Source organism: Modestobacter sp. SYSU DS0511 (assembly GCF_054050755.1).
This window is the reverse complement of record NZ_JBJGZY010000050.1, coordinates 1-26817: the sequence shown is the minus strand read 5'-3', so window position 1 is coordinate 26817 and position 26817 is coordinate 1. Positions and strand designations below refer to the sequence as shown.

The 26817-nt window shown below is 72.4% G+C and carries 28 protein-coding genes; 11 read left to right on the top strand and 17 right to left on the bottom strand.

Going from position 1 to position 26817, the window contains the following annotated elements; genetic code table 11:
- Together ACI783_RS18150 and ACI783_RS18145 are read right to left on the bottom strand one after the other, a co-directional pair.
- The coding region (locus tag ACI783_RS18150; RefSeq protein ID WP_457141747.1) for a DUF3152 domain-containing protein at nucleotides 1-1084 on the bottom strand (1084 nt) is incomplete at its 3' end.
- Between the two features lie 197 nt (nucleotides 1085-1281).
- Nucleotides 1282-2097: an alpha/beta hydrolase gene (locus ACI783_RS18145; protein ID WP_457141746.1), complete on the bottom strand. Its 816-nt coding sequence runs from the start codon at nucleotides 2095-2097 to the stop codon at nucleotides 1282-1284.
- 209 nt (nucleotides 2098-2306) lie between these two features.
- On the opposite strand from ACI783_RS18145, the gene ACI783_RS18140 reads away from it, so the two are divergent.
- A complete protein-coding gene (locus tag ACI783_RS18140; RefSeq protein ID WP_457141745.1) occupies nucleotides 2307-3362 on the top strand; it encodes a carbon-nitrogen hydrolase family protein in 1056 nt (351 codons plus the stop codon).
- A 65-nt stretch (nucleotides 3363-3427) separates the two neighbouring features.
- Here the strand turns inward: ACI783_RS18140 and ACI783_RS18135 are convergent, their stop codons facing one another.
- Nucleotides 3428-4381, bottom strand: coding sequence for a helix-turn-helix domain-containing protein (locus ACI783_RS18135; RefSeq protein ID WP_457141744.1), 954 nt, complete (start codon nucleotides 4379-4381; stop codon nucleotides 3428-3430).
- A gap of 158 nt (nucleotides 4382-4539) precedes the next feature.
- Nucleotides 4540-4668, bottom strand: a complete 129-nt coding sequence (locus ACI783_RS18130; protein WP_457141743.1) for a hypothetical protein — start codon at nucleotides 4666-4668, stop codon at nucleotides 4540-4542.
- A 146-nt stretch (nucleotides 4669-4814) separates the two neighbouring features.
- Here ACI783_RS18130 and ACI783_RS18125 point away from each other — a divergent pair, with 146 nt between their 5' ends.
- Complete coding sequence (locus tag ACI783_RS18125; protein WP_457141742.1) at nucleotides 4815-5150, top strand: hypothetical protein; 336 nt, start codon at nucleotides 4815-4817, stop codon at nucleotides 5148-5150.
- Nucleotides 5151-5420: 270 nt separating this feature from the next.
- Here the strand turns inward: ACI783_RS18125 and ACI783_RS18120 are convergent, their stop codons facing one another.
- The 6 genes from ACI783_RS18120 to ACI783_RS18095 all read right to left on the bottom strand — a co-directional run bounded on the left by ACI783_RS18120 (nucleotide 5421) and on the right by ACI783_RS18095 (nucleotide 9069).
- A complete protein-coding gene (locus tag ACI783_RS18120) occupies nucleotides 5421-5891 on the bottom strand; it encodes a hypothetical protein (RefSeq protein ID WP_457141741.1) in 471 nt (156 codons plus the stop codon).
- Nucleotides 5888-6322, bottom strand: coding sequence for a TadE/TadG family type IV pilus assembly protein (locus tag ACI783_RS18115; RefSeq protein ID WP_457141740.1), 435 nt, complete (start codon nucleotides 6320-6322; stop codon nucleotides 5888-5890). The genes ACI783_RS18120 and ACI783_RS18115 overlap by 4 nt, the downstream gene beginning before the upstream one ends.
- The gene (locus ACI783_RS18110; protein ID WP_457141739.1) at nucleotides 6291-6497 is read right to left on the bottom strand and encodes a hypothetical protein; all 207 of its coding nucleotides are present in this window, start codon (nucleotides 6495-6497) and stop codon (nucleotides 6291-6293) included. The genes ACI783_RS18115 and ACI783_RS18110 overlap by 32 nt, the downstream gene beginning before the upstream one ends.
- A gap of 28 nt (nucleotides 6498-6525) precedes the next feature.
- The gene (locus tag ACI783_RS18105) at nucleotides 6526-7467 is read right to left on the bottom strand and encodes a type II secretion system F family protein (RefSeq protein ID WP_457141738.1); all 942 of its coding nucleotides are present in this window, start codon (nucleotides 7465-7467) and stop codon (nucleotides 6526-6528) included.
- Between the two features lie 148 nt (nucleotides 7468-7615).
- Nucleotides 7616-8479, bottom strand: coding sequence for a type II secretion system F family protein (locus tag ACI783_RS18100; RefSeq protein ID WP_457141737.1), 864 nt, complete (start codon nucleotides 8477-8479; stop codon nucleotides 7616-7618).
- The gene (locus ACI783_RS18095; RefSeq protein ID WP_457141748.1) at nucleotides 8476-9069 is read right to left on the bottom strand and encodes a CpaF family protein; all 594 of its coding nucleotides are present in this window, start codon (nucleotides 9067-9069) and stop codon (nucleotides 8476-8478) included. Before ACI783_RS18095 ends, ACI783_RS18100 begins: the two co-directional genes overlap by 4 nt.
- A 180-nt stretch (nucleotides 9070-9249) precedes the next feature.
- Between ACI783_RS18095 and ACI783_RS18090 the strand changes: the two genes are divergently transcribed.
- The 4 genes from ACI783_RS18090 to ACI783_RS18075 all read left to right on the top strand — a co-directional run bounded on the left by ACI783_RS18090 (nucleotide 9250) and on the right by ACI783_RS18075 (nucleotide 14060).
- Nucleotides 9250-9612, top strand: a complete 363-nt coding sequence (locus ACI783_RS18090; protein ID WP_457141736.1) for a hypothetical protein — start codon at nucleotides 9250-9252, stop codon at nucleotides 9610-9612.
- Between the two features lie 963 nt (nucleotides 9613-10575).
- Entirely contained in the window at nucleotides 10576-11064 is a 489-nt protein-coding gene (locus ACI783_RS18085) for a hypothetical protein (protein WP_457141735.1), read from the top strand.
- Between the two features lie 619 nt (nucleotides 11065-11683).
- Complete coding sequence (locus tag ACI783_RS18080) at nucleotides 11684-12577, top strand: hypothetical protein (RefSeq protein ID WP_457141734.1); 894 nt, start codon at nucleotides 11684-11686, stop codon at nucleotides 12575-12577.
- A gap of 214 nt (nucleotides 12578-12791) precedes the next feature.
- Complete coding sequence (locus tag ACI783_RS18075) at nucleotides 12792-14060, top strand: DNA methyltransferase (protein ID WP_457141733.1); 1269 nt, start codon at nucleotides 12792-12794, stop codon at nucleotides 14058-14060.
- A 10-nt stretch (nucleotides 14061-14070) separates the two neighbouring features.
- Here the strand turns inward: ACI783_RS18075 and ACI783_RS18070 are convergent, their stop codons facing one another.
- Entirely contained in the window at nucleotides 14071-15036 is a 966-nt protein-coding gene (locus ACI783_RS18070; protein WP_457141732.1) for a hypothetical protein, read from the bottom strand.
- A gap of 60 nt (nucleotides 15037-15096) precedes the next feature.
- Between ACI783_RS18070 and ACI783_RS18065 the strand changes: the two genes are divergently transcribed.
- Complete coding sequence (locus ACI783_RS18065) at nucleotides 15097-15345, top strand: hypothetical protein (RefSeq protein WP_457141731.1); 249 nt, start codon at nucleotides 15097-15099, stop codon at nucleotides 15343-15345.
- Nucleotides 15346-15579: 234 nt separating this feature from the next.
- Here ACI783_RS18065 and ACI783_RS18060 read toward each other — a convergent pair whose 3' ends face one another.
- The 4 genes from ACI783_RS18060 to ACI783_RS18045 all read right to left on the bottom strand — a co-directional run bounded on the left by ACI783_RS18060 (nucleotide 15580) and on the right by ACI783_RS18045 (nucleotide 19903).
- Nucleotides 15580-16206, bottom strand: a complete 627-nt coding sequence (locus tag ACI783_RS18060) for a hypothetical protein (protein ID WP_457141730.1) — start codon at nucleotides 16204-16206, stop codon at nucleotides 15580-15582.
- 996 nt (nucleotides 16207-17202) lie between these two features.
- Entirely contained in the window at nucleotides 17203-18642 is a 1440-nt protein-coding gene (locus ACI783_RS18055; RefSeq protein ID WP_457141729.1) for a recombinase family protein, read from the bottom strand.
- A gap of 12 nt (nucleotides 18643-18654) precedes the next feature.
- Nucleotides 18655-19314: an ATPase, T2SS/T4P/T4SS family gene (locus tag ACI783_RS18050; RefSeq protein WP_457141728.1), complete on the bottom strand. Its 660-nt coding sequence runs from the start codon at nucleotides 19312-19314 to the stop codon at nucleotides 18655-18657.
- 202 nt (nucleotides 19315-19516) lie between these two features.
- Nucleotides 19517-19903, bottom strand: coding sequence for a hypothetical protein (locus ACI783_RS18045; RefSeq protein ID WP_457141727.1), 387 nt, complete (start codon nucleotides 19901-19903; stop codon nucleotides 19517-19519).
- 150 nt (nucleotides 19904-20053) lie between these two features.
- Here ACI783_RS18045 and ACI783_RS18040 point away from each other — a divergent pair, with 150 nt between their 5' ends.
- Both ACI783_RS18040 and ACI783_RS18035 read left to right on the top strand, forming a co-directional pair.
- Nucleotides 20054-20452, top strand: coding sequence for a hypothetical protein (locus ACI783_RS18040; protein WP_457141726.1), 399 nt, complete (start codon nucleotides 20054-20056; stop codon nucleotides 20450-20452).
- A gap of 9 nt (nucleotides 20453-20461) precedes the next feature.
- Nucleotides 20462-21157, top strand: a complete 696-nt coding sequence (locus ACI783_RS18035) for a DNA alkylation repair protein (RefSeq protein ID WP_457141725.1) — start codon at nucleotides 20462-20464, stop codon at nucleotides 21155-21157.
- Between the two features lie 3 nt (nucleotides 21158-21160).
- On the opposite strand, the gene ACI783_RS18030 is transcribed toward ACI783_RS18035, so the two are convergent.
- Nucleotides 21161-22099 (bottom strand): DUF808 domain-containing protein, encoded by a 939-nt coding sequence (locus ACI783_RS18030; protein WP_457141724.1) that lies wholly within the window; start codon nucleotides 22097-22099, stop codon nucleotides 21161-21163.
- A 106-nt stretch (nucleotides 22100-22205) separates the two neighbouring features.
- Nucleotides 22206-23144, bottom strand: a complete 939-nt coding sequence (locus tag ACI783_RS18025) for an NADP-dependent oxidoreductase (RefSeq protein ID WP_457141723.1) — start codon at nucleotides 23142-23144, stop codon at nucleotides 22206-22208.
- Nucleotides 23145-23272: 128 nt separating this feature from the next.
- On the opposite strand from ACI783_RS18025, the gene ACI783_RS18020 reads away from it, so the two are divergent.
- Together ACI783_RS18020 and ACI783_RS18015 are read left to right on the top strand one after the other, a co-directional pair.
- On the top strand, nucleotides 23273-24598 hold the full coding sequence (locus tag ACI783_RS18020; RefSeq protein ID WP_457141722.1) for a glycosyltransferase: 1326 nt from the start codon (nucleotides 23273-23275) through the stop codon (nucleotides 24596-24598).
- Nucleotides 24595-26676: an ArnT family glycosyltransferase gene (locus tag ACI783_RS18015; RefSeq protein WP_457141721.1), complete on the top strand. Its 2082-nt coding sequence runs from the start codon at nucleotides 24595-24597 to the stop codon at nucleotides 26674-26676. The genes ACI783_RS18020 and ACI783_RS18015 overlap by 4 nt, the downstream gene beginning before the upstream one ends.
- Nucleotides 26677-26817: the final 141 nt, after the last annotated feature.

Sequence of the window (26817 nt, the reverse complement as noted above, 5' to 3'; positions counted from 1 at the left end):
GCGCACCGGTGTCGGGAGTCCAGTAGATCGAGGAGCCGTCGCTGCCGGCGAAGTGGTTGTACCGGCCCACGCCGTCCGGGGTGGACCGCGTCCCGGTCACCGGGTAGCCCAGCGGCCCCCGCTCCCAGGCCAGCTGCGCCCAGCGATCACGGATCGCGCCGTAGATCTCGTGCGTCCCGGTGGGGGTGCCGTAGATGGAGGCGCCGCCGCTGCCGTTGAAGTGGTTGTAGCGGCCGATGCCGTCGGGCGTGGGGAGCTCGCCGGTCACCGGGTAGCCCAGCGGCCCCCGCTCCCACTCCAGGCTCGCCCAGTGTCGGCGGATGTCGCCGTAGACCTCGTGCGCACCGGTGTCGGGGGTCCAGTAGATCGAGGCGCCGCCGCGGCCGGCGTAGTGCTGGTACCGGCCGACCTCGTCCGGGGTCGACTGCTCCCAGGTCACCGGGGGACCGAGGAGACCGCCGGCCTGGCCCAGCGACCGGTACGCCTGCTCGATCGCCGACCAGTTCACCGACACGCCCTGGTTGCGGGCGGCCCGCTCCCGTTCGGCGATGAGGGGCCAGACGTTGGCCAGGCAGCCCTGCAGCGAGATGGACTGCTGCTGCATCACCGGGGCCAGCTGGCCGCCGCCCGCGCAGTCCCGGTGCCCCAGGCCGAGCCAGTGCCCGACCTCGTGCAGGATCACGTACCGCTGGTACATCGGGAGCCCGAGCGTCCAGGAGCTCGTGCCCAGGCGCCACCGCTCGTCGTTGATGTAGACCGTCCGGCCGACCCGGCAGCTCCACGTGCTGCTGCAGCCGGGCGACGCGTTCCCGACCACGGCGGGGGACGCGAGGACGAGGTCGAAGTCGGCGCCGGAGGGGACCTGCTGGAAGGCGAGCGTGCCGCCGAGGCTCCAGCCGCGGTCGTCGGCGAGCGTCTCGGCCGCGACGGCGGTGAAGTGCCCGAGATCGCCGGAGACCGCGCCGCGGGTGGACACGGTGTAGGTGATCGTCCGCTCTGCGGCCTGGGCGGTGCCTGCGCCCGGCACGAGCACGGTCGCGATCGCGATCAGTGCGGCCAGGACGGTCGTCGCGTACCGGTTCATCTGCCACCTCGTTCCCCGCAGGCGACGCGGTCGCGCTCCTGCGCGTCGGTCCCCGGCGGGTGTCGGCCGGGGCGCCGGGGTGCGGGATCGGTCCCACCGGGCTTCCGTTCGCACGGTAGCGAGCCGACCGGGTGATGCGCGACCCCGCCGGAGGGGCCCGGTCAGCCGTCGACGTAGCGGTCGCGTTCGACGACGGGTCAGGCCTGGCCGGCGAGCTGGACGACGGCCGCGACCAGCCGGTCGCCGTCCAGCAGCACCCGGTCGTTGTGGTCGGCGCCGGGCACCTCGACCAGGTCGCGCAGGTGGGCAGCCGCCTCGGCCACCGCGCGGCTCTGCTCGGGCGGCACCACGGTGTCCGCGCTGCCCAGCACGACCGTGGTGGGGACGTCGATCCGAGCGACCTGCTCCGCCACCGGATACCGGTCCCACAGCAGCTGCCGCACGGGCAGGAACGGGTAGTGGACGGCGGCGACCGAGGCCAGATCGACGAACGGGGACCGCAGCAGCAGCCCGGCGGGCGGGTGCTCGGTGGCCAGTTCGGTGACCACCGCGGCGCCGAGGCTCTCGCCGAAGTACACGACCCGGTCGGGCGGCACCCCGGCCTCCTCGACCAGGAACGACCGGGCGGCCCGGACGTCGCGGGCCAGCCCGTCCTCGCTCGGACTGCCGTCGTTGCCGGCGTAGCCCCGGTAGTCGAACAGCAGGACGGCGAGGCCCTCGTCTCCGAGGGCGGCAGCGAGCGGCGCACGCAGGCCGCGGTGCCCGCCGTTGCCGTTGGCCACGAGCACCGCGGGGGCGTCCGGGTCGGCGGCGGGCAGGTACCAGGCGGCGAGCTCGAGCCCGTCGGAGGTGTGCAGGACGACGTCCCGGGCGCCAGGCAGCTCGGTGGCGACAGGACCGGGCACGCCACCGGGCAGGTGGACCAGCCGCCGCTGGAACCCCCAGGCCAGTGCGAGCAGCAACAGGGGCACGGCGAGGAGGACCCCGCCGGTGACCAGGACCGGGTGCCGCACCGCCCCAGCCTAGGGACGGGTGGCCCGGTGCCGGCGGATGTGACGGGTCGCCGCAGGACCGCCGCCGCACAGCAGGTGGATCGTCCCCGCCGGCTGACCCGACGCCGCTGGCTGCACCCGGCGACCGCCTCCGGGTGCGGAGCTCGGACCGGCGGACCGGCTGCACGCATGTCCAAGCGACCGGGCACCACCGTCCCTAGCGTCGGGGCATGACGAACAGCTCAACGACCGTGAAGGTCGCGGCGGTGCACGCCGCGGCCCCGTTCCTGGACCTCGAGGCCGGCGTGCAGCGTGCCTGCGAGTTCATCCGCGAGGCCGGCTGCGCAGGCGCGAAGCTGGTCGCGTTCCCCGAGACGTTCCTCCCCGGTTACCCCTACTGGATCTGGTCGCACACCACGAAGTACGCCGCACCGTTCTTCGCCGAGCTGTACGCCAACGCTGTCGAGCTGCCGAGCGAGGCGTCCCGGGCCCTCGGCGAAGCGGCCCGCGAGGCCGGCACCTGGGTGGTCATGGGGTTGAACGAGAAGGACGGCGGCACGCTCTACAACACCCAGGCCTACTTCTCCCCCTCCGGTGAGCTGGTCGCGCGCCACCGCAAGCTGCACCCGACCAATGCCGAGCGGACCGTCTGGGGCCGCGGGGACGGCCGCGACGTGTTCGTCGTCGACGCCGGCTTCGCGCGGGTCGGCGGGCTGATCTGCTTCGAGCACAGCATGGACCTCAACAGGTATGCGCTGGCCACCCTCGGCGAGCAGATCCACGTCGCGGCATGGCCGGCGATCAACGCGACGCACGCCGACCCGAACGCCGGCAACTTCGACCACTACGCGACCACGCTGGCCGCCGCGCACGCGATCTGCGCCCAGACCTACGTGATCGTGGTGCAGGGCCGGATCAGCGAGGAGATCGTCGAGCGTCTCGGCGTCCCGGAGGGCCCCGACGCCCCCACCGTGGGCGGTGGGCTCACCGGGTTCATGGGACCGGACGGGCGCTGGCTGACCGAGCCGCACCGGGACGAGGAGGCGATCGTCTACGCCGAGCTGGACCTGGGCGTGATCGCCTTCGCCAAGTTCTTCGCCGACGGCGCCGGCCACTACGCCCGCCCGGACGTCTTCAGCTTCGGCGTCGACCGCACGCCGCAGGAGCCGCTGACCACCCAGCGGGTCTCGGCGATCGAGACGGTGCTGAGCCCTGAGGACCGGCCACTCGCCGACCCCGAGGCGCTCACCGCCGGCGCCGTGCTCAGCACGGTCCCCCGGGGCTGAGCGACCCACCGACCCCCTGCGGCCCGGGTGGTCCCCCGTCCCCCGGGCCGCAGGGCCCCCGCAGGTCACCGCCCAGCCCGACCGCTCCCCTGGCTCAGCCGGTACTGGCGCGGCGAGAGCCCGTACGCCTGCCGGAACACCCGGCTGAAGTGCGCCGGGTCGGCGAACCCGCACGCGAGGGCCACCTCCGCGACCGGCACCTCGTCGGCCGTCGCAGCAACCAGCAGCTCGCGGGCACGCTCCAGCCGGACGGTGCGGACGTACTCGGCCACCGGCCCGGTCTCCGCGGCGAAGAGCTCGTAGAGGTAGCGCCGGGAGACCCCGAGGACCGCGGCCACGTGGCCGGGCGCGAGGTCCGGATCGGCGATCCGCCGGCCGATGAGCTCCTTCGCCGCGGTGAGCAGGGCTGCGCGGTCCCGGTGCGCCGGCAGCCGGACCGGTGGCGCCGACCGGACCAGCCGCTCGAGCGCGTCGAGCAGCGGCTCGAGTCCGCCGTCCGCCCGTTTGCTGGTGGCGGCGTGGATCAACCCGCGGCCGACCGCCCCGGCTGCCGCACCAGGCAGGGCGGTGGCTGCCACGGCGGCCACCCGGTCCCGGCTGAGGCCGAGCGCGTCCCGCGGGATGCGGGCGACGAGCAGGCCGAACCGGACGTCGCCACTGACGCTGTAGGGCTCGGAGGTGTCGTAGACGGTCATGTCCCCCGGCCCCAGCGCGACCCGTCGCCCGTGCTGGCTGACCACCGACCGTCCGTGCAGCCCGACGGCCACCTTGTAGTGGTCGGCGCCTGCGCCGTCGGCCAGCCCGCCGTCGCGGACCGCCGCGTGCGGGGTCGCCGACATCCGGCAGATGCTGACCTGGTCGACCTCCCGGGCGGAGATGACGCCGAGGATCGAACTGCCGGCCGCGGAGATGCGCATCGGCACCAGGAAGCGGGCGGTCGCCTGCTCCCACAGCCGGATCCGGACCGCGGGCGCGACGCGTTGCGCGTCGAACGCGGCTCGCTTCCCGGCTCCGCTCATCCAGCTGACCTCCCGCCCAACTGACGGCACGTGCTGGGCCGCCGTCCGTCTCGGACGCTAGCGGCGCAGTGTTGCCGCGCAGTTGCCGTGCACCGGCCGATCTCGGGCAGGAAATCGCCGATCGGTGCGACGGGCGGCGTCCGTGCCCCGCTGCCCGGTCAGCCGTCGACGTAGCGGTCGCGTTCGACGGCGAACTGGCCGGTGGCGGTGTTGGCGTCGATGAACTCCGGCAGCAGCGGCACCCGCACGGTCACCGTCACGCACAGGCTGAACTCCTGCCCGGGCACCAGCGCCGGCGTGTAGCTGCCGCGCGGCCAGAGCCGGGCGGGGCTAAGCCCCGCCCCGTCGGCCCCGCCCAGGTACTAGCCCGGCTCACCCCGTGATCCCGGTCTGCTGGCCGGCGTCCGTCCCGCTGTCGTGGCACGGTGCTGCCATGACCATCCGGTTCAGCCGCCGGCCCCACGACGTCGCGGCAGCCCGCGCCTTCCTGCTGACCACCCTCGACCGGCCGGAGGACCGGCTGCCCAGCTATGGCGAAGTGGCCGTAGCCATCGGCGCCGTAGCCCGCGGCGTGGCGCCCGTGCTCAACAGCATCGCGCGGCAGTGTCATGACAGAGGTGAGCCAGACCTGTCTGTGCTGGTCGTCTTGAGGGACACCGGTCTGCCGGGGAGCCTGGCGGGGCAGCCGGTCGACCCCGCCGACCCCACCGCCAGGCAGCGGTGGCGCGAGGAGCTGGAGCGGGTGCGGGTCTTCCCGTGGCGCGACTGACAGCCCCTCACCGAACGCGCTACCGGACGAAGCTTTGCGCGGTGGGCGGCGAGCCGCTTGGGCCGGGGGTCTCCGCCGCTCGCAAGTACTGCTCGCGGAAGTGCAAGCCGAGCGGTAAGGCGGGCAGCGACCGCTCGGAGTAGCCGGCGACGACGTCGTAGGGCAGCCGCACCCGCATCGCCGGTTGAGCCTCCGCTGCGTTGCCGCCGTTGGGCATTCGTCGTCGGTCCGACCCGAGCGGACCGACGACGAGTGCACACCGGCGAGCGGTCAGCCGTCGACGTAGCGGTCGCGCTCGACGACGAACTGGCCGGTCGCGGTGTTGGCGTCGATGAACTCCGGCAGCAGCGGCACCCGCACGGTCACCGTCACGCACAGGCTGAACTCCTCCCCGGGCACCAGCGCCGGCGTGTAGTCACCCGCCGCTCCGCAGCCCTCGCCGGGCGGGGCGTAGGCCAGCACCACGTCGGTCGCCGCCACCGACTGGTCGGCCACCGCGACCGCGACCGCGGCCTCCGCCCGGACCTGTCCGGTGGCCAGGTCCGGCGCCGTGGCCAATGCACGCCCGGCCTCCCGCGCCGCCGCGTTGGCCGCGAACACCCCGCGCTGCACCGCCGAGAACCCGGCGATCACGTAGACCAGCGGCAGGAACACCACCAGCGCCACGAACACGAACTCCACGATCGCCGACCCGCGCTCACCGTCCCCGCCCTGGCCGAGCCGGGCCCGCAGCCACCTCACCGGGCCTCCTCCACCGCACGCCCGGTCACCGACAACGGCAACAGGTCACCCAGCCCACCGATCAGCGACGGCACCGCGCCGGTGCAGCGCACCACGACCAGCGTCAGCCCCGTCTCGTCGGTCTCCTCCACCGACGAGCACACCAGCCCGGACGCCGTCCCCTCCGACGTCGCCCGCGCGATCACCTCGACCGCCCGCCCCGCACCGACCTCGGCCGGCACGTCCGCGTTCGCCGCGTACCGGGCACCCTCCTGGGCGCTCGCCACCACCACGTTGCGCAGGTGCACGTAGACCGCCACCTGCAGCACCGCCAGCAGCAGCGCCAGGATCAGCACCCCGACCAGCACGAAGTCGACGACCGCGCTCCCCCGCTCGCCGTCGTCGACCGGGGTCAGCGGCTCACTGGACGGTCGTGACCGAGGACAGCGCATTGCTCACCGCGGTCACGATCGCCTCCCGGAACGGGATCAGGATCGCCAGCACCAGCGCCGCGGTCATCACGGTGATCATCACCCAGCCGGGGACGTCGCCCCGCTCGGGCTCCCCGTCGTCCAGCCGTGCCACCAGGGCGGCGAGTGTGGCGGTCAGGTACGCGTAGGCGCGCATCCGTCGTCCTTCCTCTCGGTCACCGGCGTCACTGCGCCAGCGAGACGATGCTGATCAGGCCCGGGTACAGGGCGAACAGGACGGTGACCGGCAGCACCAGAAAGACGACCGGCACCATCATGGCGATCTCCTTGCGGCCACCGGCCTCCAGCAGCCGGCGCTTGCCGGCCTCCCGGACGTCGGCGGCTTGTGCGCGCAGCACCTCGGCCAGCGGGGTGCCGCGCTCGATGGCGACGACGACGCCGTCGACGAACCGGGCGAGCGCCTCCAGCGAGGTGCGGTCGGCGAGCTCCTGCAGCGCCTCGACCAGCGGCGTCCCCGCCCGGGCCCGGCCCAGCGCACCGCCCAGCTCACGGGCCAGCTCCCCGCCGGAGAGCCGGGTGACCCGGGCGATCGCCGCCACCGGGCTCTCCCCCGCGGTCACCGCCAGCGCCAGCAGCTCGGCCACCACCGGGAACTCGGCCAGCAGCAGCTCCTCGCGGCGCTGCACCTGCTGGGTCAGCCACCAGTCCCGGCCCAGCACGCCACCGGCCAGACCGGCCACGCACAGCAGCACCGCCGACAGCACGTTGACCGATCCGGTCAGCGCCGCGCCGACCAGGGTCAGCAGCGCGCCGCCGAGCAGGCCGAGGCCGCCCCAGACGACCTGTTCGACCCGGAAGTCCTCGACCGTGGTCTCCGCGCCCAGCGCGTCGAGCCGGCGGCGGACGGCGACCCGGCCACCGAGCAGCCGGTCGACGTGCCGGGCGCCGTCGGCGAGCACCGGGGCGAAGACCCGCCGGGCGGCGGTGAGCACGCCGGGTTGGGTCGCGGTGCCCAGCAGCCGGGACGGCGCGGGGGTGTCGTGCACGTAGGGCGCGAGCCGGTCGACCAGCCGCACCTGCCGGAACGGCGGGGAGAACGACACCGTGAGCAGCACCCCGCAGGCCAGGCTCAGTCCCAGCAGCATGCCCAGGACCCCGGCGGTCACGACGACACCTCGCCGCTCCGCGGCCCGTTCGCTCCGCTCCTCGCTCGCCCTGCGCCGGCTCGCCTCCGCGCTCGCTCCGCTCCTCGCTCGCTGGCGCTCGCTGCGATGCTCACTCGCTGTCGGCTCGGCTGCTCGCTGCGATGCTCACTCACTGCAGCACCCGGACGTCCTCGGGCAGCCGCCCGATCCGCTTCATCAGCCGGTACGCCACGACGCACACCGCGCCGCCGGCCAGCAGCAGCACCAGGCCGGTCGGGGTGTCGTAGGCGGTCAACGTCTGCTGCTGGGTGGCGAGCAGCAGCAGCACGGCCCACGGGGCGGCGACCGCCAGCCGCGCGGCCTGCACGACCCAGCCCTGCCGGGTCTCCAGCTCGGCGCGGGCGCGGGCGTCCTCGCGCAGGAAGGAGGCGAGCGTGCGCAGCACCCGGCCCAGGTCGCTGCCGCCGACCTCGCGGGCCACCCGCAGCGTCTCCACGATCCGGTCGCCCACCGGGTCGGCGAGGTCGTCCTTGAGCCGGTCGAGCGCGTCGTTGAGCCGCCCGGACGACCGGTGGTCGGCGGCGAACCGGGCGAAGTGCGGGCGCAGCACCTCCGGCCCGCGGACGGCGAGAGCACCCAGCGCCTCGGGCAGCGACAGGCCCGCCCGCACCGCCGAGGCCAGGTTGTCGACCACCTCGGGCCACACCTCGCGCAGGTCGGCGCGGCGCTTGGCGGCCAGCCGGCGCACCAGCAGGTGCGGGACGGCAGCGCCGAAGACGCCGAAGACGGCGCTGATGCTCACCGTCGCCGTCGTCAGCAGCACCAGCACCGCCGTCACCAGGCCGAGCCCGACCTGCAGCGCCACCAGCTGCGCGCCGTTGATGCCGGTGAGCCCAGCGGCGGCCAGCAGCTGCTGTCGCCGTCCCGGGCCCCGACGATCCGGCCGACGTTGCGGCGCCCGCGGCCCCGAACGCCAGATCAGCAGCAGGCCGACGCCGAGGGCCAGCCCGAGCAGCCCACCGGGGACGGTCACGCCTCCCCCAGCAGCGCCGCCAGGTCGAACCCGGCGGCGGCGAACCGCTCGGCGTGCGGCGGGTAGCCGTCGGCGCGCACCAGCCGCCCGTCGCGGGAGGTGAAGACGTCGGCGGTCTCGACCACGCTGCCCTCCGCCCGGCCCGGCAGCGCCACGATCTCCCGCACCCGCCGCTGACCGGACGGGTCGGTGCCGACGTGCACCACCAGGTCGACGCTGGAGGCGACGGTGGGGACGACGAACGCGTGGCCGATGTTCTCCCCGGCCAGCAGCGGCAGCGTGCACATCTTCACCACGGCCTCGCGGGCGCTGTTGGCGTGCAGCGTGCACATGCCCGGCAGCCCGGAGTTGAGCGCGATGAGCAGGTCCAGGCACTCCTCCTGGCGCACCTCGCCGACCACCAGCCGGGAGGGGCGCATCCGCAGCGCCTCCTTCACCAGCCGGCGCAGCGGGATCTCGCCGGCGCCCTCGAGGTTGGCCTGCCGGGTCTGCATCGCCACCACGTCGGGCAGCGGGATGCGCAGCTCGAAGACCTCCTCGCAGGTGACCACTCGCTCCCGCGCCGGGATCGCCGCGCACAGGCAGTTCAGCAGCGTGATTTGTTCACATAGACATGAGTCACTGTCAGTGGTGACAGTGACTGCCTGCTACGACCTGAGAGAAGAGCCAAAGAAGGGGACAAGATGACGCCATCATGTATGCTTCTCTTGGTCATCATGCCGATGCCAACGAGGAGATGAGGGGCTATGGATAGAGTGATGCTGCACGCAATGTCCCGTGCGGCCAGAGCCTTCGCGGACGCCGTCGACGAGGCGCTCATCGCTGATGAGGAACTCGACGTGCCGGAGGAGGCGGCCGCCGACTCGTCGAGCGGGGAGGTGCCCGTCAAGGGCAGCCCCGAGAGCATGTACGTAGTCCTCAACGAGTTCGCGTCCGTCAACGACCGCGAGCACCGGGGCGTCAGCCGCGAGGAGGCGCGCCAGATCGCGAAGATGGCGGGCATGGACCCCCGCGGGACGGCGGGGTACTACTCGATGATCCCGCCCTTGCTCGCGACCAAGGGCGACGGTCGCTGGATCACCGACGCCGGACGGGAGCGCCTGCGCCGACTGGGCCGGTTCGGCCCGAAGTAGGAACAGGTGGCCCGCGCCCCGGCCGCCCGACGGCCGGGGCGGGGTCCCCCGGCGACACAGAAGGACGTCGCATGGAGTACGACGCCCATCTGTCGCGAGTCGACCGCGCCGCAGAGATCTCCCAAGGCCGGGTCGTCTCGCTGGTGGCGGTTCTTCGGCGTGGAGCCGATGGCCGACGGTGCACGACTGATGCTCCGCGCTGGACCTGGACCGGGACCAGGGGTGGGTAACCTGGCGCGAGGACCAAGACGGCCAGTGGTACGGCGACTTCGCCGGGGAAGTGATCGGGCACAGCCCGCTCAGCGAACTCCGAGAGCGGGCGCGGGCGGCGGTGGCGGGACACGTCGACTCCTCGGGAGCCCTTTCCGCTGGTCAAGCAGGAACATGCCAGGCTGACGAGGGCAGGCCCGAACGTTGCTGACGGTGACTGAGGTCGATTTCGTAGTCACGAAGTTTCGGCGTGGCGTTCGCTCCATCAGGGGGCCGGCGAACCTCCCTATGCGGATCGCCAGGTGGCGGGTCTAGGCTCCGCCACGTCCGTCATTGGCACGACGGATGAGCCGGAACCGCTCAGGCGGCCGTGCTGCCGACAACTCCGGGGCGCCGCGTACGACGCCCTACGCCGCTCAGAAGAGCCCTTTCGGCCGCAACCCGAAGGGGCTCTTCACCTGTCCGGCGTAGCCACGCCGTCGCCTCTCGTGAGGACCCACCGAGAGTGACCCGTTCCGCCCGAACTGCCCTTCGTGTGCGGCTGTGACCCATGGCACGCTTCCAGGGCTACGGACGACCACGTGTCCTCGTCAGCCCGGAGTTGCGGCCGGACTGACGCAAGGGGACACCGGCCAGCCCGGAGCGAGTCGGCAGCACCCCACCTGGACCCAGCGTCCGGCGACCAGTGGCCAGGCGCTCCAGGTGGGTCCTAGACCGGACATGCCGGTCAGGACGCCTGAGAGGCCACTTTCCATGACCCGTATTCGGCGCTGCTGGCTCGCGGCGCTCTTCCCCCTCGTGATGGTCTTCGTCTTTCTTCTCGGTGCATCGCAGTCCGCCCAGGCGCAGGAGCCAGGCGACATGCACCCCGGATGCACGACGCAGACCGACCTCGTCCATGACCTCGACGTGCAGCGCACCGACCGCGGCTTCGTCATCAACATCGTGCCGACCGACTCGGGCCGCTACATCGGCGGAGGAGGAACTGTCGAGGTCTGGCACACCATCCAAGGGTGCGTAGCCGGCCTCTACGGCGACCTCGCGGACTCCATCTGGCAGCAGCTGGACTGCCACATGACCTTCGGGCCTCTGGGCGGCGGCGGTGACGTCTTTGAGTTGGAGTCCTGGGCGCCGCCGCTGTCGTTCCCGACCCTCCTCACCTACGTCACATCCAACTGTCTGAACGATCCCCCGGGACAGCCGTACGAGCCGAAGCCCTTGCCGGACGTTCTCGTCTTCTGATCTGAACCCGCGCCCCGTGAGGGCCGTGGCCGGTGTTCCGGCCGCGGCCCTCGCCGCGTGTGCGGCAGCAACAGCGGCGCGCTTGCCGGGCCCGCCGTGCGAGCGCCGACAGCGCCGAGCGGCTGGCCGCGGTAGCTGCAGGAGAAAGCGGGAGTCCGGGGGACGCCGCCGGGCGAACTGTGGACACCGGTCCGTTCCTGGTGCCGCCTGCCGGCGGGGGCGCACGGGAGTAGCAGGTCAGATCGATTCGGCTCCCGGCCGCACCATGCGTGGCGAGCTCAAGCCACACCTGTGCGGATCGACATATGTGGCCGCCGCCTTGGATTCGAAGGCGAGCGATCCGGCGAGCCGAGGCACCTGAACCGCGACCCCAGCGAAGAGCCGTGCGCCGAACCCGAAATGGCACCTTCACCTGCAGACTAGGCACATCAGGTGGTTCAGGCGTCCCCGCGCAGCAGACGACCTTGCCGGTGTCGACGTCACAGAGGCTGGTTCGGCGACGTTCCGCGAACAGCCGTTGGTTGCCAGCTGCCGGTGTGGGTGTGGGGAGCAGGTCGGACGGGGAGCCCTGTACCGACCAGGGCACGACGGTCGGCACGTTGGTCAGGTCGGCCGGGCCATGGTCGAGGCGGGGGCGGAAGACCCCGGCCTGCTGGCCGAGCTGCCGAGCGAGGGGCTGCGGGCGCAGGCCCGGGCGATGCTGAACCCGTCCGCGTCCCGTGGCCAGCTGCAGCCGCAGGGCACGCTCGGTGTCGACGTCACAGAGGCTGGTTCGGCGACGTTCCGCGAACAGCCGTTGGTTGCCAGCTGCCGGTGCGGGTGTGGGGAGCAGGTCGGACGACGGTCCAACTATCGACCGGGGCACGACGCCCGGCACGCTTCTCAGATCGGCCGGGCGATGATCGCGGCAGGAGCGGAGGACCCGGTCCTGCTGGCGGAACTGCCGAGCGAGGCGCTGCGGGAGAAGGCCCGTGCCATGCTGGTGAACCGTTCGCCGACGCGAGGTCTCCTGCAGCCGGATAGCACGTCCGTGCGCCGCAGCTCGCAAGAGAGGCCGGCTGTGGAGTCCGAGGCGCTGCCCGTGCCGCCGGGGGACTCGTCGGAGCAGCGGGGAGCCGAGGCGGTGATGCTGGCAGCGTTGGGCGAGCGGCTCGGGGTGGCACTTTCGCCGACGCGGTTGCATCTGTTGGACGGGTCTGTCGTGGAGGTCGATGGGGTCGGCTCCGACCCGGCCGTGCTGGTGGAGGCGTGGGCGCATCAGGGGCCTACGAAGCCGGCGCAGCGGAACAAGGTGCTGGCGGACGCGTTCAAGCTCGTCTACGTCGCGTCCCAGCTCCAGGTGGCGCACCGCAAGGTGCTGTGTCTCAGCGACGACGAGGCTGCCCGGCCGTTTCTGGGGCGGTCTTGGTACGCGGAGGCACTGCGCTCCATGGAGGTGACGGTGGAGGTCGTCCCGCTCGGGGAGGAGTGGCGGGAACGTGTGCTCAAGGCCCAGGCCCGGCAGTACCGCTGACCCCGACTTCTAGTAGTTCGCCGGTCACTCACCACCTGGCCCACCAGCACCTTCCCAAGGCTCACCAGCACCTTCCCAAGGGTGTGGACCGCCGCCTCCGGTCGGGAACCGAACGCGACTGTGACACGGCCGGCGCCTGCGGCTCGGCCTGTCCTGCCTCGAACTGTCACCCCCACTTGCGACCATGATGGTGACACCGACCGCAGGAGGCCAAGTGCCCACGACAGGGCTCACCAGCGCACCGTCCGACCAGTTGTCCCTGGGGCTTGATACGCCGAACGAGGACGCCTGGCGCCTGGTGCCAGCAGGCGATCTTGAGGGCATCCCCGTGAGGGCGCTCGACGTGCCGGAGAGCATCCCTGCAATGGCCTACGGGACACATCAGTTCTTCAGGTACTACGGGAAGTTTCCATCCATCGTCGGTCGAGAGATGGTGACGCGCTTTTCCCCCGAGGGGGGTTGCGTACTTGACTACTACTGCGGCAGCGGCACGACTCTCGTGGAGGCCCAGATCGCTGGCCGGCGATCGTTTGGACTCGACGTCAATCCGTTGGCCGTCCTTGCGGCCAACGTTAAGACCGCGTACCCGGATCTAAGCGCGCTTCGGACGGGATTCGAGGCAGTGCTGGCCAGCATCCCGGAGGAATCCAAGTGGCGACCATCAAAGCCTCCGAAGTGGCTCGACAAATGGTTCTCTCCAGAGGTTCAGGCGGATCTTGCCCGGTTGCGTGAGGCCGTGCTGAGGGTCGAGGACCCAGCACTCCGAGACTTTCTGACCGTGGCATATCTCGCTATCGTCCGGCGGGTCTCCTGGGCCTTCGATGGCGAGATTCGGCCGCACTTCAACCCCAACAAGCGGCCGCGCAACGTCATACCTGCATTTGCCAAGAAGACTGCCGAGATGCTCGATGGGTTCGTCGATCTCAACAATCGACGCCCGCAATCAATCCCCGCTCGGGCGATGTTCGGCGACAATCGGGACGCATCGAGCTACGCGGCGCTCCTGAACGACGCGAGCCCAGACCTCGTGGTTGCGCACCCGCCGTACTTGAACTCGTTCAACTACTTCCCGGTATACAACCTTGAGTTCGCCTGGTCGGAAGAACTGCCCGCTGTCTGGACGGAAGCCCCGAGCCTCGCTGCGGCCACCGCACTGGAAGAGAAGTCGTGGCCTGCAACGAACGACCAGATAAAGAGCGGCTACTACGAGTCGATCTTTGCTTCCGCGAAGACCGCGGCCGGACATATGCATCCAGGGTCCATCCTGGCGATCGTCATCGGCGACGCAACGATCCGCGGCGTTCTTGAGCCTGTGCACCTCAACGTGTGGGACGGACTACAGGAGCGAGGGTTCGAACCCGTCGAGATCTGGTACCGGACAACGCACTACGGGATCGGGAAGTACGCCTACAGTTCTCGGGCCGACTACCACGGCGATGCCGCTGAAAAGCGCGACGGGATTCTTTTTCTGCGTGCAGCTTGATCGTCCGGTCTCAAAGTGGGTTAACCCGGGCAAGGTGGCTCGAAATGACATCCGCCAACGTGCCGTCCTCCTCGGCGATTGGGACGAAGTCTGCATCCCCGACCTCGAACCCATCGCCAGCGAACTTCGTCATGCCCGCGAAGTAGTTGCTGAAGAAGGTGATTTGGTCGGAGCCTTCCGTGCGGAGTGTGTCCACGTACTCGAAGTAGCGAATGATCGCCTCGTCGGTCACCGTCCACGTGGAATCGACGTACTCGCGGAAGATTTGCCGGTCCTTTTCGGTCCAATGGATCCCGTTCCCGAGCGCCACTAGGCTTATGAATTGACGCTGGCCCTCCCCGGCGCCGGCGTAGCCCGCGTTGTAGCGGCGACTTAGGTCAATCGCCACGAGGGACGCCTGCTTCGCCTTCTCGATGGTCTGGATCCCCGAACCGAGTTTGTCGGAGCCCTTGAACCGCTGAGCGCCGACACGCTTGCTCTCCAAGGCCGCCAAGAGGTTGTTGTGATCGATGAGGTCGATCTCGCACACGTCGCCGGAGATGGACTGGACTCGCAGGTCCAGACCTTCTGCAGCCAGATCCTGCCGGAGCCTTGAGTTGGCTGGCGGCGGCCCACCGATTGCGATGCCGGCCCTCGTGTCTCCGTAGCGGACCGTGACACGCCCGAGGGGCTCCTCAACCTTGACCACCGTCGCGGAGGGGACTCCCGGCAGGGGATCCCCCGCCCGAAGGAAACCCTGTGGCTCACGGGCATACCAGGCGAACTCCACCTTGTGACCGGTGCCGCTCGCACCTGTGAGCATCCGCTCCAGGTACAAGCCACGCGACGTCAGCGGAGAAGCCTGCAGGTACTTCAGCAGGATGATCTCCTGCATCACGCCGATCTTGCGACCGACCGTGCGGCCCGTCTCGATGCTCGTGTGCTTCTCGAAGTAGTAGAAGATCTCCGAGATCCTCGGGTCCCGAGCCGTCGACATCGCTGTCCCCCGTCGCTGTCCGTATCAGTAAGCGCAGCGACATTAGATGGTGGCGAGGGAGTGCCCACTCTTGGGCTCGGCGACTACCGGGCTGCACCTAGGCGCTGGACCACGATCGCGGACGCTGCGCCCGGCCGGATGACGATGTGCCTGCGGGACAACGGCCAGTTCGTGGCGATGGCCGTCGGGTCGGGTAGCCGGGTCGGTGACCGGCGGCTCCTGCTCGGCGTCGTGCCGTCCGCGGTTCTCGTGCCGCTGGTCGTCGGGCTACTGCTGTTCTCGGCGGTGAAGGTCCGGCGGCACGCCTAGTGGAAGAACGACCACCGCTCGGACGCCACACGTAATACGGGCCGCCCCCGGTCCGGCCCCCGTAGCCGCTGATGAGCGACTCGCGGCGACCGGAGTTTCGCGCATTTCGCGCTACCCCTACGCGCGGGCGCGGGAGAGGCCCCGAAGTTCCGGGAGTTTCGGGACTCACGCTTCGCGCGCGTGCGCGACGCACCCATGGCGCCGAGGCCGCCCCCACGGGCGTCTCCACGGTGATCACTGACCAGGCTCCAAGAACTCCTCCTCGCAGCCCGGATGGACATCCAGTCCCACGGCAGGATCGACGGGGGTATCGCACAGCCGGCATGGGGGTCCTGAGCCCGGTCGCCGGGTCAGCGGCCAGCCGTCCTCCTCCAACATCATTTCCGTTCCCGTAACTGCCTCCTTCCGTTCCGCTCCGTACCGCTCCGTACCGGGTGACCTCTGATGTGACGTCTGCTGTGACGTGTCACGTGACCCGTCACCGGCCCGAGCAGCGGCGCAGTTCCGAGGCAGGCATAGCGAGTGGTCATCGGCGTGGTGCAGGCGGCTGCGACGAGTCGTCAGCGCCGACCGCTCCCGGCGCGCCGTCACCACGACGGACGGTTCCTGCCAATCGGCGAACCGCAGGCCGATGTACCAGGCGTCGCCGCGGTCCTCCCACCACTCGGCGTGCACCAGTTCCTTGACCGCCGTCGCCGGGTCGTCGGTTTCCCCGAAGCGACGTAGGTCCCGTTTCGGGATCAGCAGGTCGAGCTGTCGCCGGTTGGACCAACACAGCGCGTCCACATACGTCCGGTATGCGGCATCGGACAAGTCGCGGGCGGCGTCGGAGAACTCCTCACCGAGCTTGGTCCAGGTCATCGTTCAGTCCCGACGTACAGCCGCTGAACGCCCCGACGCCGCGACGGACGGCCGGAGAGGGTGTAACCGACCGGGACCACGATCCCGGCCCGTACGGCTGAGTGGAAGCGAGCTCCCCAGCGGCACGGGTGATCCGGCGCCGGGATAAGGGCCGCCACGTCGTCGGCGGAGAACGGTCGGCCCACCGCGGCAAGGTGGCCGATTGCGCTGTCGGCACACGACCGCCAGTCGGGTTCGGCGTTCGAGTTCGCTACCGCGATGCCGTAGTCCCGAAGGGCCGCGGACAGTGGCCCGTTCGCCACGGGGGCGGCAAGTTTCTCCCGGCCCCTAGACTCGGCCGTGAGAGTCGACGGCGTGGCTGCGGTCTGACTCTCAGATCGGCCGGTTCCTGTGGCGGGGGCCGGCCTTTCACTTGCCCTCACGCGGCAGCACCGCCCGAGCTGTCCGGGCCCGACGCGGGTGGGGGCTGAAGGAGCAGCGCCAACCGCCGGCGCTGCTCGTCGGTCAGCGGTGGGGCAGCAGCCAGCGTGCGATCGATGTACTCCTCAAGCCGAGCGGCGCGGTAATCCCGGCGGAGCTGGTCGGCCACCTGTGTGTCGTCGGCGTGGTAGCGGACGTGGGTGGCGAGTCGACTACGGATTTGGGTGGACCGGTTGTGCACGTGATCCTCGGTGGGATTCGGGAGCCCACCGGCCCGTCCTTCCCAGCAGGGAGCGACCGACCGGCAGACATCGGATGCCTACGGGTCACGCTCGACCTGCCAGGTGGGGGATTCACCCGGCTGTCGTTCGGCGCTTGATGGGCTCGGTTCCCGGCCGACCTGACTCCGCCCCAGTCCCTACTGGGGCGTCCAGAGGCGCCTAGCGAGTTGATGCGGTGCAGCCCCGGGAACACCCGGCGGCTGCTACTGCTTAATCGTAGTCGCACCACTACAGACCGCAGCGGCCAGCCGTGTGGCCGTGCTCACAGCAGCGCCGGCTCGGAGCGACCGCCGGCTCAGCCGTTCGCCCCCTTCCAGCGGATCGCCACCGCCTCGGGATCGAACGTTCGAGCGCCCTGGCGCGTCCGATGGACGGTGATGGTCAGTAGCGTGTCCACGATGGCGCGACGGCGGGTCAGCGGAAGTGCTCCCCACGCCTCGGCGACGTCCTTGGCCCCGACCAGTCCGTCCAGGAGGGGTGCAGGGTCCACCACACGGGCCCGTCGCTCAGCCTCCACGAGCATGGGGCGCAGCTTGGCGGTGATCCGCTCTAGCTGCCGGCCGTCGATGACACCCTCGGCGTACTGATCGGCAGCGTGATCGAGGCGGCCCCGGAGTTGCTCGGCGTCCGCCAGGGCAGCGGCGCGCTCGACGCGGTCGTCCGTGGCGAAGAGGCCCACGGCATCCGGCCGCGCCAGTCGCGCCGTGACCACACGCACGACCAGGTCATCCAGATCGACCTTGCGACGGATCACGCATCCGGCGCTGGAGCATCGGTACGACGGGACGCCTCGGTTCTGGGCGACGCGGAGCGTGGCACCACAGACGCCACAGCGTGCGATACCGGACAGCAGATGGGCGGCGGCCGTGCCCGTGGTCGTCTTCCGACCCGGGTCGGACAGAACCGCCCGCAGCTGCTCCCACCGCCCACGGTCGAGAATGGCGTCCCACATTCCGTCGCCGACAACCTCGCCGCGATGAACGCGCAGGCCGGCGTTGCGCTCGCGGAGGACCAGGGCGCGGACCATGTTCTTGCCCCATGGCTTGCCGGTGGGCGAGGGGACGCTCTCAGCGTTCAGCGCGGACGTCACCGATCGCAGTGACTCCCCGGCCAGCAAGGCGTCCGCGATCCGCCGAACGACGGCAGCCTCCTCGGGAACCACGACCTCACGCACGCGACCGTCGGGGACGTGCTGGCGCTGCCAGCCATAGGCGCGGCGCCCGTGAGGACGTCCGGCCGTAGCGTTCTGCTCCAAGGCTCGACGCACCCTCTCTGACTTATGTTCGGACTCGTGACGCGCGATGCTGCCGAGCAGGCGCGCCGTCAGCCTGCCGTTCGCCGTGGACAGATCCCACTCCCCTGCCTGCACGGTGACCACGTCGACCCCGGCCCGCTCCACCGCGACAATGAAGCTCTCCAGGTCGACCGGGGCGCGGTGTAGACGATCGGGGTCCCACGCCAGGACGACGTCGACCTCGCCCGCCTGCACGGCCTCCATGAGCCGGGCGTACTGGGGGCGGGGCTTGCCGGAGTAGGCGCTGACGTCGTTGTCGATGTAGGTGCCGACGACCTCCCACCCGTGCCGACGAGCGAGCTCGTGGCAGTCCTGGCGCTGACGCTCGACCCCAAGGCCGAGACCCCGGCGGTCGTCACTGATGCGGCAGTAGACGGCGGCGCGAAGCACGTCGGCGAGGGGAGGGCCGGGCCGGGGCGCAGCGTTGAGGGTGGCGGTCACCCCCCAAGTATGTCAGTTCGTACAGTTGACGAGCGTCGTCTTCCCCGCCTGCGTGCCACCGGCGACGAGGATGTTCAGCCCGGCCGCGACCGCCGCCTCCAGGAACCGCGCTGCCTGGGTGGTGATCGTGCCCAGCGCGACCAGCTCGTCGAGGCTGTGCGCCTGCAGCACGAACTTCCGGATGTTCACCGCCATGTGCCGCCGGGTCACATCCGGGATCACCACGTGCAGGCGCGACCCGTCGGGCAGCATCGCGTCGACGAACGGCGTCGACATGTCGATCCGCCGACCCGAGGTGCGCATCATCCGCTCGACCAGGTCGGCCAGCTCCCCGGCGCGCAGCACCGTCGTCGTCAGCTCCGACCGGCCCCGCCGCGCGACGAACACCCGCCCGGGCTCGTTGACCCAGATCTCCTCGACCTCCGGGTCGTCGAGGAACCGCTGCAGCGGCCCGTACCCGGCCACCCGGTCCAGCACGTCCCGGACGACGGTCTCCGGGTCACCGATCGCCGGCAGCGCGGAGGACAGCGACCGCTCCGAGTAGTCGGCGACGACGTCGCGCACCAGCACCCGCACCGGCGCCGGGTCGGCGAACGGGTCGAGCCCGCGCCGGCGGATCAGCTCGCGCACCTCGCCGTCGACGACGTCGACCGCCGAGCCCAGTACCGGCACGATCCCCCCGTCGAACAGCCCAGATGCCTGCAGAGTGCAGCGACTGTAAGGGGAGATCGCGTTCCGGCGGGGAGCCCCTGTGGACGAAGCGTGACCGGTTCACCCGGCACTTCACCCGTTCAGGCGACCGGCCGGCCAGAGCCACCTGGCAGCTGGCTACAGCCGCCGTAGCGAGTTCACCGCCGAGGCGTGGACTGCCTGGTCAGCCGGCCAGGACGACGCCGTCGACGGTCGGGGCGCCGGCAACGGTGAGCGACAGGCCGGCCCGGTCGACCACGATCCGGACCTCCTCGGGGTCGTCCGCGCCGTCGACGGCCGAGGCCAGCTCGCGGTAGGCGGCGAGCTGCGCCTGCACCTCGCGGGCGGTCGCGCCGTCCCCGGCCAGCTGCGCCCGCTGCTCGGCCCGGGTCAGCAGCTCGACCCGGGTCGCCAGCGGGGTGAGTGCGGCCCGCTGCGCGGCGGCGAGCTCGGCCGCAGCCTGGTTGCGCGCCAGCTGGTCGTCGGCCGGCGCAGCGGTGGATCCGCAGGCGGTCAGCGCGAGGGTGGCGGCGGCGAGGACGAGGGCGGTGCGGAGCGAGGGAGTGCGCATGATGCCTTCCGGTGTCGGTCCGGCCCCAGCGGCCAGGACCGCTCGATGCCCTGCCCGACCGTGCACAACCGGATGGCGAACGACCGATCACCCGTCGGAGGGAGGCCGGTCGTCCCAGGACCGGTCGGGAGGCTCCGGCAGGATCGGGGCATGACCGCCGCCGACCCCCGCACCGCCCCGACCACCCGCGAACGGCCGCACCCGATCTGGAGCGCCCTGATCGGGCTGACCTCGCTCGGTGTGCTGCTGCAGGGCCTGTGGGCCGGGTTGTTCCTGCGCCCCGACGCCGACGGCAGCACCTGGTACACGCTGCACCAGCGCGGCGCCGAGATCACCCTGACCCTGGCCGCGATCGCCACCGTCGCCGCCGCGCTCTGGCTGCGGCACCGCCGCGACCTGCTCATCGGGACGGCGCTGCTGTTCGCGCTGCTGGTCGTCGAGTACTTCCTCGGCCGGGCCGGCGACGGCAGCCTCCCGCTGCACGTGCCGCTGGCGATGCTGCTGCTGGGCCTCGCCGTCTGGCTGCCGATGGCCGCCCGGCGCCGGTAGTCAGCCCCCGTGACCGCCGGCGGGCAGGTGCCCGCGCTCGTCGGGGACGTCCGGGGTGCGCTGGCCGCGGCCGGCGACCCGGAGCGGGGCCGCGCCCTGCAGGCCTACCTCAAGACCACCGAGCCCTGCCTCGGGGTGCGGCTGCCCGAGGTTCGCCGGATCGTCCGGGACGCCGCCGCCGCGCACCCACCCCGCTCCGCCGCCGACATCGGCGCGGCGGCGGAGCTGCTCTGGCGCGACGCCGGCAACCGGGAGGAACGGCACGCCGCCATCGCGCTCACCGGGCTCCCGGCCGCCCGGACGGCGGTCGAACTACTGCCGCTGTACCGGGAGATGATCACCACCGGCGCCTGGTGGGACCTGGTCGACGGCGTCCAGCCCCGGGTGCGCGACCTGCTGCTCGCCTTCCCCGGACAGCTGCGGCCGGTGCTGCGCGACTGGGCCCGCGACCCCGACCGCTGGCTGCGCCGCAGCGCGATCACCGCCCAGCTGGGCGCCAGGGAGCGCACCGACACCGCGCTGCTGGCCGAGGTGATCGAGGTCAACGTCGCCGACCCGGAGTTCTTCGTCCGCAAGGCGATCGGCTGGGCGCTGCGCGACCTCGCGAAGACCGACCCGGCCTGGGTCCGGCAGTTCCTCGCCGAGCACGGCGACGAGCTCAGCCCGCTCTCCCGCCGGGAGGCGGCCAAGCACCTGCCGAACTGAGGCTCAGTGCGCGGCGCCCTTGCGGCGGTGCACCGTGAGGTTCATGACCAGCACGATCAGCGCGCCGACGACGAGCCCGATCAGCGCGCTGGCGAGGGTGTTGACCAGCCAGCCCACCACCGAGCCGAGCGCGCCGGTGGCGTCGGCCGCCGCCTCCTCCAGGTGGTGCACCACCCCGTAGACGGCGTGCAGCCCCAGCTCGTCGCTGCCCACGAGCAGGATGTGCCCGCCCACCCAGAGCATCGCCGCGGTGCCGACCACGGTGAGCAGCGCGAGCACCTTCGGCATGGCCGCCACCAGCCCGCGCCCGAACCGGGCCACGCCCGCCCGCCGCTGCTGGGCCAGCCGCAGGCCGACGTCGTCCATCTTCACCAGCAGCCCGACGAACCCGTACACGGCCACGGTGATCGCGACCGCGACGATCGCCAGGATGACCGCCCGGGCCACGAACCCCTGGTCGATCACCTCGTTCAGCGAGATCACCATGATTTCGGCGGACAGGATGAAGTCGGTGCGCACGGCGCCGGAGACGATGGTGTCCTCGTCGGGGAGCGCCCCCTCGTCCGTGGTGTGGTCGTCGTGGTGGCCCGCGACCTTGGCCCACAGCTTCTCCGCGCCCTCGTAGGCGAGGTAGCAGCCGCCGATCATGAGGATCGGGGTGAGCAGCCAGGGCAGGAACTGGCTGAGCAGCAGCACCGCCGGCAGCAGGATGAGCAGCTTGTTGCGCAGCGACCCCAGCGCGATGCGCCGCACGATCGGCAGCTCCCGCTCGGCCGCCAGGCCGCGCACGTACTGCGGGGTGACGGCGGCGTCGTCGACCACCACGCCCGCCGCCTTGGCGCTCGCCCGCCCGGCCGCCATGCCGACGTCGTCGATCGAGGCCGCTGCGGCGCGCGCCAGCACCGACACGTCGTCCAGGAGCGCTACCAGTCCACCCGCCACCACAAGTCCTTCCGGTCGGTCAGCGGAGCGTGCTGACCCCGACATCTTGCGGTGTCGCGCCGATCCCCGCTCGCGCGCCGCGCGCGAGCGGGGACCGGTGCAGCGGTCAGAAGGTGATGACCAGCCGTCCGCGCACCCCGCCGGCCTCGAGCCGGCGGTGCGCCTCGGCGGCGTCGGCGGCCGGGAAGGTCCCCGCCACCCGCAGGGTCAGCACGCCCTTCTCCACCGCCTCGCGCAGCCCGTCGAGCTTCTCCTGCTCCTCGGCGTACTGGCCGACGAACACCGGCGTCACGTGCAGGTCGCGCTCGCCGTTGCCGGCGTAGCCGCGGACCGTGGTCACCTGGCCGCCGTCCTTGACCGCGGGCAGCACGGCCTCGTTCTGCACCGCGCCGTCGGCCAGCCCGTCGACGCCGTCGGGGAACTGCTCGCGGATCCGGTCGGCGACGTCGTCCCCGCGCCGGACGACGACGTCGGCCCCGAGCTCTCGGACCAGCTCCTCGTCGGCCTCCTTGGCGTCGGCGACGACGGTGAGCCCCTCGGCCTTGGCCAGCTGGATCACGTACCCGCCGAACGCCCCGGCCGCGCCGGTGACCGCCAGCACCTGCCCCGGCTGCAGCGCCATCGCGTCGAGCGCCTGCCGGGCGGTGAGCCCGTTCATCGGCAGGGTCGAGGCGGCCGCGTCGCTGGCGCCGGCCGGCACCCGGGCGATCGACCGCGCCGGCAGCACGATGTCCTCCCGGTAGGCGCCGTGCTGCCCGCTGGGCACCACGATCCCCATCACCCGGTCCCCCACCTGCAGGTCGGTCTCCACGCCCTCGCCGATCTCGGCGAGCACCCCGGCGAGGTCCATCCCCGGGACGTACGGGAACTCCTTGACCTGGTCGCGCTCGACGTACCAGCCGCTGCGCAGCGCGGTGTCGGTCGGGTTGACCGTCGCCGCGGTCACCCGCACCCGCACCTGCCCGGGGCCCAACGGCTCCTGCGGGACGTCGACCAGCTGCAGGGCCTCGGGCCCACCGAACTCCGTCACTCCGACTGCTCTCATGCCCTCCGGCCTACCCCACCCCTCGTGCCGGGCACACCGGACGACCACGTGGCGGAAACCACGCGACTCACAGCCGGCGCGCAGGCCGGCCTGGGCGCAGCTCCAGCGGCGGGCCCGACGGTTGCCGCATGCCACCGCTCCCCCTGGCGGGCGACGCACCCGCCCGCGCCGTCGTGAGCCCGCCGCCCGTCGTGGACGTCGTCGTCCCGGTGCACGACGAGGAGACCGACCTCGGCCCGTGCCTGCGCCGGCTGCACGCCCACCTGTCCACCCAGCTGCCCTACCCGTTCCGGATCACCGTGGCGGAGAACGCCAGCACCGACCGCACGGTGGAGGTCGCCCGCGCCGTGGCCGCCGAACTGCCCGGCATCGAGGTGCTGGAGCTGCCCGAGGCCGGCCGCGGTCGGGCACTGCGCGCCGCGTGGCTGCGCTCGGACGCCCCGGTGCTGGTCTACATGGACGTCGACCTCTCCACCGACCTCGCCGCGCTGCTGCCGCTGGTCGCCCCGCTCATCAGCGGCCACTCCGACCTCGCCATCGGCACCCGGCTGGCGCCGTCGTCGCGGGTGGTGCGCGGCGCCAAGCGGGAGGTGATCTCCCGCGGCTACAACCTGCTGCTGCGCGGCGCCCTGGCCACCCGGCTCTCCGACGCGCAGTGCGGGTTCAAGGCGATCCGGGCCGACGTCGCCGCCCGGCTGCTGCCGCTGGTCGAGGACACCGGCTGGTTCTTCGACACCGAGCTGCTGGTGCTCGCCGAGCGCAGCGGACTGCGGATCCACGAGGTGCCGGTCGACTGGGTCGACGACCCGGACAGCCGGGTCGACATCGTGGCGACGGCGAAGGCGGACCTGGCCGGCATCGTGCGGATGCTGCGCGCACTGGCGACCGGCCGGCTGCCGGTCGCCGAGCTGCGCGCCCAGCTGGGCCGCGGCCCGCTGCCCGGTCCGCTGGCCGACCCCGTGCCGGGGGTGCCGGCCGGCCTGCTCGGCCAGCTGCTGCGCTTCGCCACCATCGGTGTGCTGTCCACGCTGGCCTACCTGGTGCTGTTCGTGCTGCTCCGCGGGGTGGTCGCCGCCCAGCTGGCCAACCTGGTCGCCCTGCTGCTGACCGCGGTGGCGAACACCGCGGCCAACCGGCGGCTCACCTTCGGGATCCGCGGCGCCCCCGGCGCCGGCCGCGCCCACCTGCAGGGGCTCGTGGTCTTCGGTCTCGGCCTGGCCCTGACCAGCGGCACCCTCGCCGTCCTGCACGCGGTCACCCCGACGCCGTCGCGCGGCACGGAGCTGCTGCTGCTGCTGGTCGGCGCCAACGCGCTCGCCACGCTGCTGCGCTTCCTGCTGCTGCGCGGCTGGGTGTTCCGCGCGGACCGGGCCGCGAGCCGCACGGGGTCCCGGTCCGAGACCCGCACCACCGACCCCGAACCCGCCTCCCCCGCGCTGGAGACCTCCCGATGACCACCACCGTCCTGCCGCCGGCCGCGTCCCCCGCGCCGGCCGCCCCTGCCCGCCCGTCCCGGGCCCGTTCGGCACTGCGCGGTCCTGCCGCCGACCCGGCCTGGGTGCGCCCGGCGCTGCTCGCCCTGCTCGCCGCCACCGGTCTGCTGTACCTGTGGGACCTGGCCGCCTCGGGCTGGGCCAACGCCTTCTACGCCGCGGCCGTGCAGGCCGGCTCGGAGAGCTGGACGGCGTTCTTCTACGGCTCCTCCGACGCCGCGAACGCGATCACCGTGGACAAGCCACCGGCGTCGCTGTGGGTGATGGCGCTGTCGGTGCGGCTGTTCGGGCTGAACTCGTGGTCGCTGCTGGTGCCGCAGGCGCTGATGGGCGTGGCCACCGTCGGGGTGGTGTACCTGGCGGTGCGCCGCGTCGTCGGCCCCGGCGCCGGGCTGCTGGCCGGCGCTGCGATGGCGCTGACGCCGGTCGCGGTGCTGATGTTCCGCTTCGACAACCCCGATGCGCTGCTGGTGCTGCTGCTGACCCTGGCGGCCTACGCGCTGACCCGGGCGCTGGAGACGGCCAGCCGGCGGTGGCTGGTCGCCGTCGGCGTGCTGATCGGGTTCGCGTTCCTGACCAAGACGCTGCAGGCGATGCTGGTCGTGCCCGGCTTCGCGCTGGTGTACCTGGTCCTGGCGCCGACGACGCTGCGCCGCCGGGTGGTCGACGTGCTGCTCACCGGCCTGGCGCTGGTGGTCAGCGGCGGCTGGTGGGTCGCGGTCGTCGAGCTGGTGCCGGCGTCGATGCGGCCCTACATCGGCGGCTCGCAGACCGACTCGGTGTGGGAGCTGATCTGGGGCTACAACGGCCTGGGCCGGCTGACCGGCAACGAGACCGGCAGCGTCGGCGGCGGTGGCGGCTGGGGTGAGACCGGGCTGGGCCGGCTGGTCAGCAGCGAGATCGGCGGTCAGGTCGCCTGGCTGCTGCCCGCCGCCCTGGTGCTGCTGATCGCCGGGCTGGTCGCCGTCGGCAGGTCGCCGCGCACCGACCTGCGCCGCGCGGCGCTGCTGACCTGGGGCAGCTGGCTGCTGGTCACCGGGCTCACCTTCAGCCTGATGGCCGGCATCTTCCACGCCTACTACACGGTGGCCCTGGCACCGGCGATCGCGGCGCTGGTCGGCATCGGCGGCGGGCTGCTGTGGCAGCGGCACGGCAGCTGGTGGGCGCGGATCGTGCTCGGCCTGACCCTGCTGGGCACGGCGCCGTGGTCGTTCGTCCTGCTCGGCCGCTCCGCGGACTTCCTGCCGTGGCTGCGGTGGGTCGTGCTGGTCGCCGGAGTGCTCGCTGCGCTCGGGCTGCTGGTCGCCCACCGGATCGGCCGGGTGATGGTGGCGGCGGTGCTGGCCGTGGGCATCCTGGCGGCGCTCGGCGGCCCGGCCGCCTACGCGGTGCAGACCGCCGGGACGGCGCACACCGGGTCGATCCCCTCGGCCGGGCCCACGGTGGCCGGCGCGGGCTTCGGTGGCGGCCGCGGCGGTGGCCCGGGCGGCGCGACGGGCGCCGGGCCGGCCGGGCAGGGCGGACCCGGCGGCACGGTGCCCGGCGGGCAGGGGGGTTTCGGCGGGCAGGGCGGCTTCGGCGGGCAGCCGCCGACCGGCCAGGCGCCGGGACAGCCCCCCGGCCAGACCGGCACGACCGGCGCCCGGGGCGGCGGGGCCGGCGGTGGCATGGGCGGGCTGCTCGGCGCCACCGACCCCAGCGAGGAGGTGGTCACCGCGCTCGAGGAGCAGGCCGACTCCTACACCTGGGTGGCCGCCGCCGTCGGCTCGAACAACGCCGCGGGATACCAGCTGGCCACCGGTGAGCCGGTGATGGCGATCGGCGGCTTCAACGGCAGTGACCCCTCCCCGACGCTGGCGGAGTTCCAGCAGTACGTCGCCGCCGGCCAGGTGCACTGGTTCATCGGCGGCGGGATGGGGATGGCCAGCGACGGCGGCAGCAGCGCGTCGGCGGAGATCGCCGCCTGGGTCGAGGAGACCTTCCCCGCGCAGACCGTCGACGGCGTGACGCTGTACGACCTCAGCGGCGCCACCGGCTGACCTCCCCGCCGGCAGTGGGGGGGGGGGGGGGGGGGGGGGGGGGGGGGGGGGGGGGGGGGGGGGGGGGGGGGGGGGGGGGGGGGGGGGGGGGGGGGGGGGGGGGGGGGGGGGGGGGGGGGGGGGGGGGGGGGGGGGGGGGGG

What these genes read in the sequence shown, in the direction of transcription:
- ACI783_RS18040 (WP_457141726.1), top strand. Translation starts at nt 20,054, where the DNA reads ATGACCGCCGCCGACCCCCGCACCGCCCCGACCACCCGCGAACGGCCG.
- ACI783_RS18045 (WP_457141727.1), bottom strand. Translation starts at nt 19,903, where the DNA reads ATGCGCACTCCCTCGCTCCGCACCGCCCTCGTCCTCGCCGCCGCCACC.
- ACI783_RS18060 (WP_457141730.1), bottom strand. Translation starts at nt 16,206, where the DNA reads ATGACCTGGACCAAGCTCGGTGAGGAGTTCTCCGACGCCGCCCGCGAC.
- ACI783_RS18110 (WP_457141739.1), bottom strand. Translation starts at nt 6,497, where the DNA reads ATGCGCGCCTACGCGTACCTGACCGCCACACTCGCCGCCCTGGTGGCA.
- ACI783_RS18140 (WP_457141745.1), top strand. Translation starts at nt 2,307, where the DNA reads ATGACGAACAGCTCAACGACCGTGAAGGTCGCGGCGGTGCACGCCGCG.
- ACI783_RS18115 (WP_457141740.1), bottom strand. Translation starts at nt 6,322, where the DNA reads ATGCGCTGTCCTCGGTCACGACCGTCCAGTGAGCCGCTGACCCCGGTC.
- ACI783_RS18125 (WP_457141742.1), top strand. Translation starts at nt 4,815, where the DNA reads ATGACCATCCGGTTCAGCCGCCGGCCCCACGACGTCGCGGCAGCCCGC.
- ACI783_RS18015 (WP_457141721.1), top strand. Translation starts at nt 24,595, where the DNA reads ATGACCACCACCGTCCTGCCGCCGGCCGCGTCCCCCGCGCCGGCCGCC.
- ACI783_RS18090 (WP_457141736.1), top strand. Translation starts at nt 9,250, where the DNA reads ATGTCCCGTGCGGCCAGAGCCTTCGCGGACGCCGTCGACGAGGCGCTC.
- ACI783_RS18085 (WP_457141735.1), top strand. Translation starts at nt 10,576, where the DNA reads ATGACCCGTATTCGGCGCTGCTGGCTCGCGGCGCTCTTCCCCCTCGTG.
- ACI783_RS18025 (WP_457141723.1), bottom strand. Translation starts at nt 23,144, where the DNA reads ATGAGAGCAGTCGGAGTGACGGAGTTCGGTGGGCCCGAGGCCCTGCAG.
- ACI783_RS18070 (WP_457141732.1), bottom strand. Translation starts at nt 15,036, where the DNA reads ATGTCGACGGCTCGGGACCCGAGGATCTCGGAGATCTTCTACTACTTC.
- ACI783_RS18135 (WP_457141744.1), bottom strand. Translation starts at nt 4,381, where the DNA reads ATGAGCGGAGCCGGGAAGCGAGCCGCGTTCGACGCGCAACGCGTCGCG.
- ACI783_RS18080 (WP_457141734.1), top strand. Translation starts at nt 11,684, where the DNA reads ATGGTCGAGGCGGGGGCGGAAGACCCCGGCCTGCTGGCCGAGCTGCCG.
- ACI783_RS18020 (WP_457141722.1), top strand. Translation starts at nt 23,273, where the DNA reads ATGCCACCGCTCCCCCTGGCGGGCGACGCACCCGCCCGCGCCGTCGTG.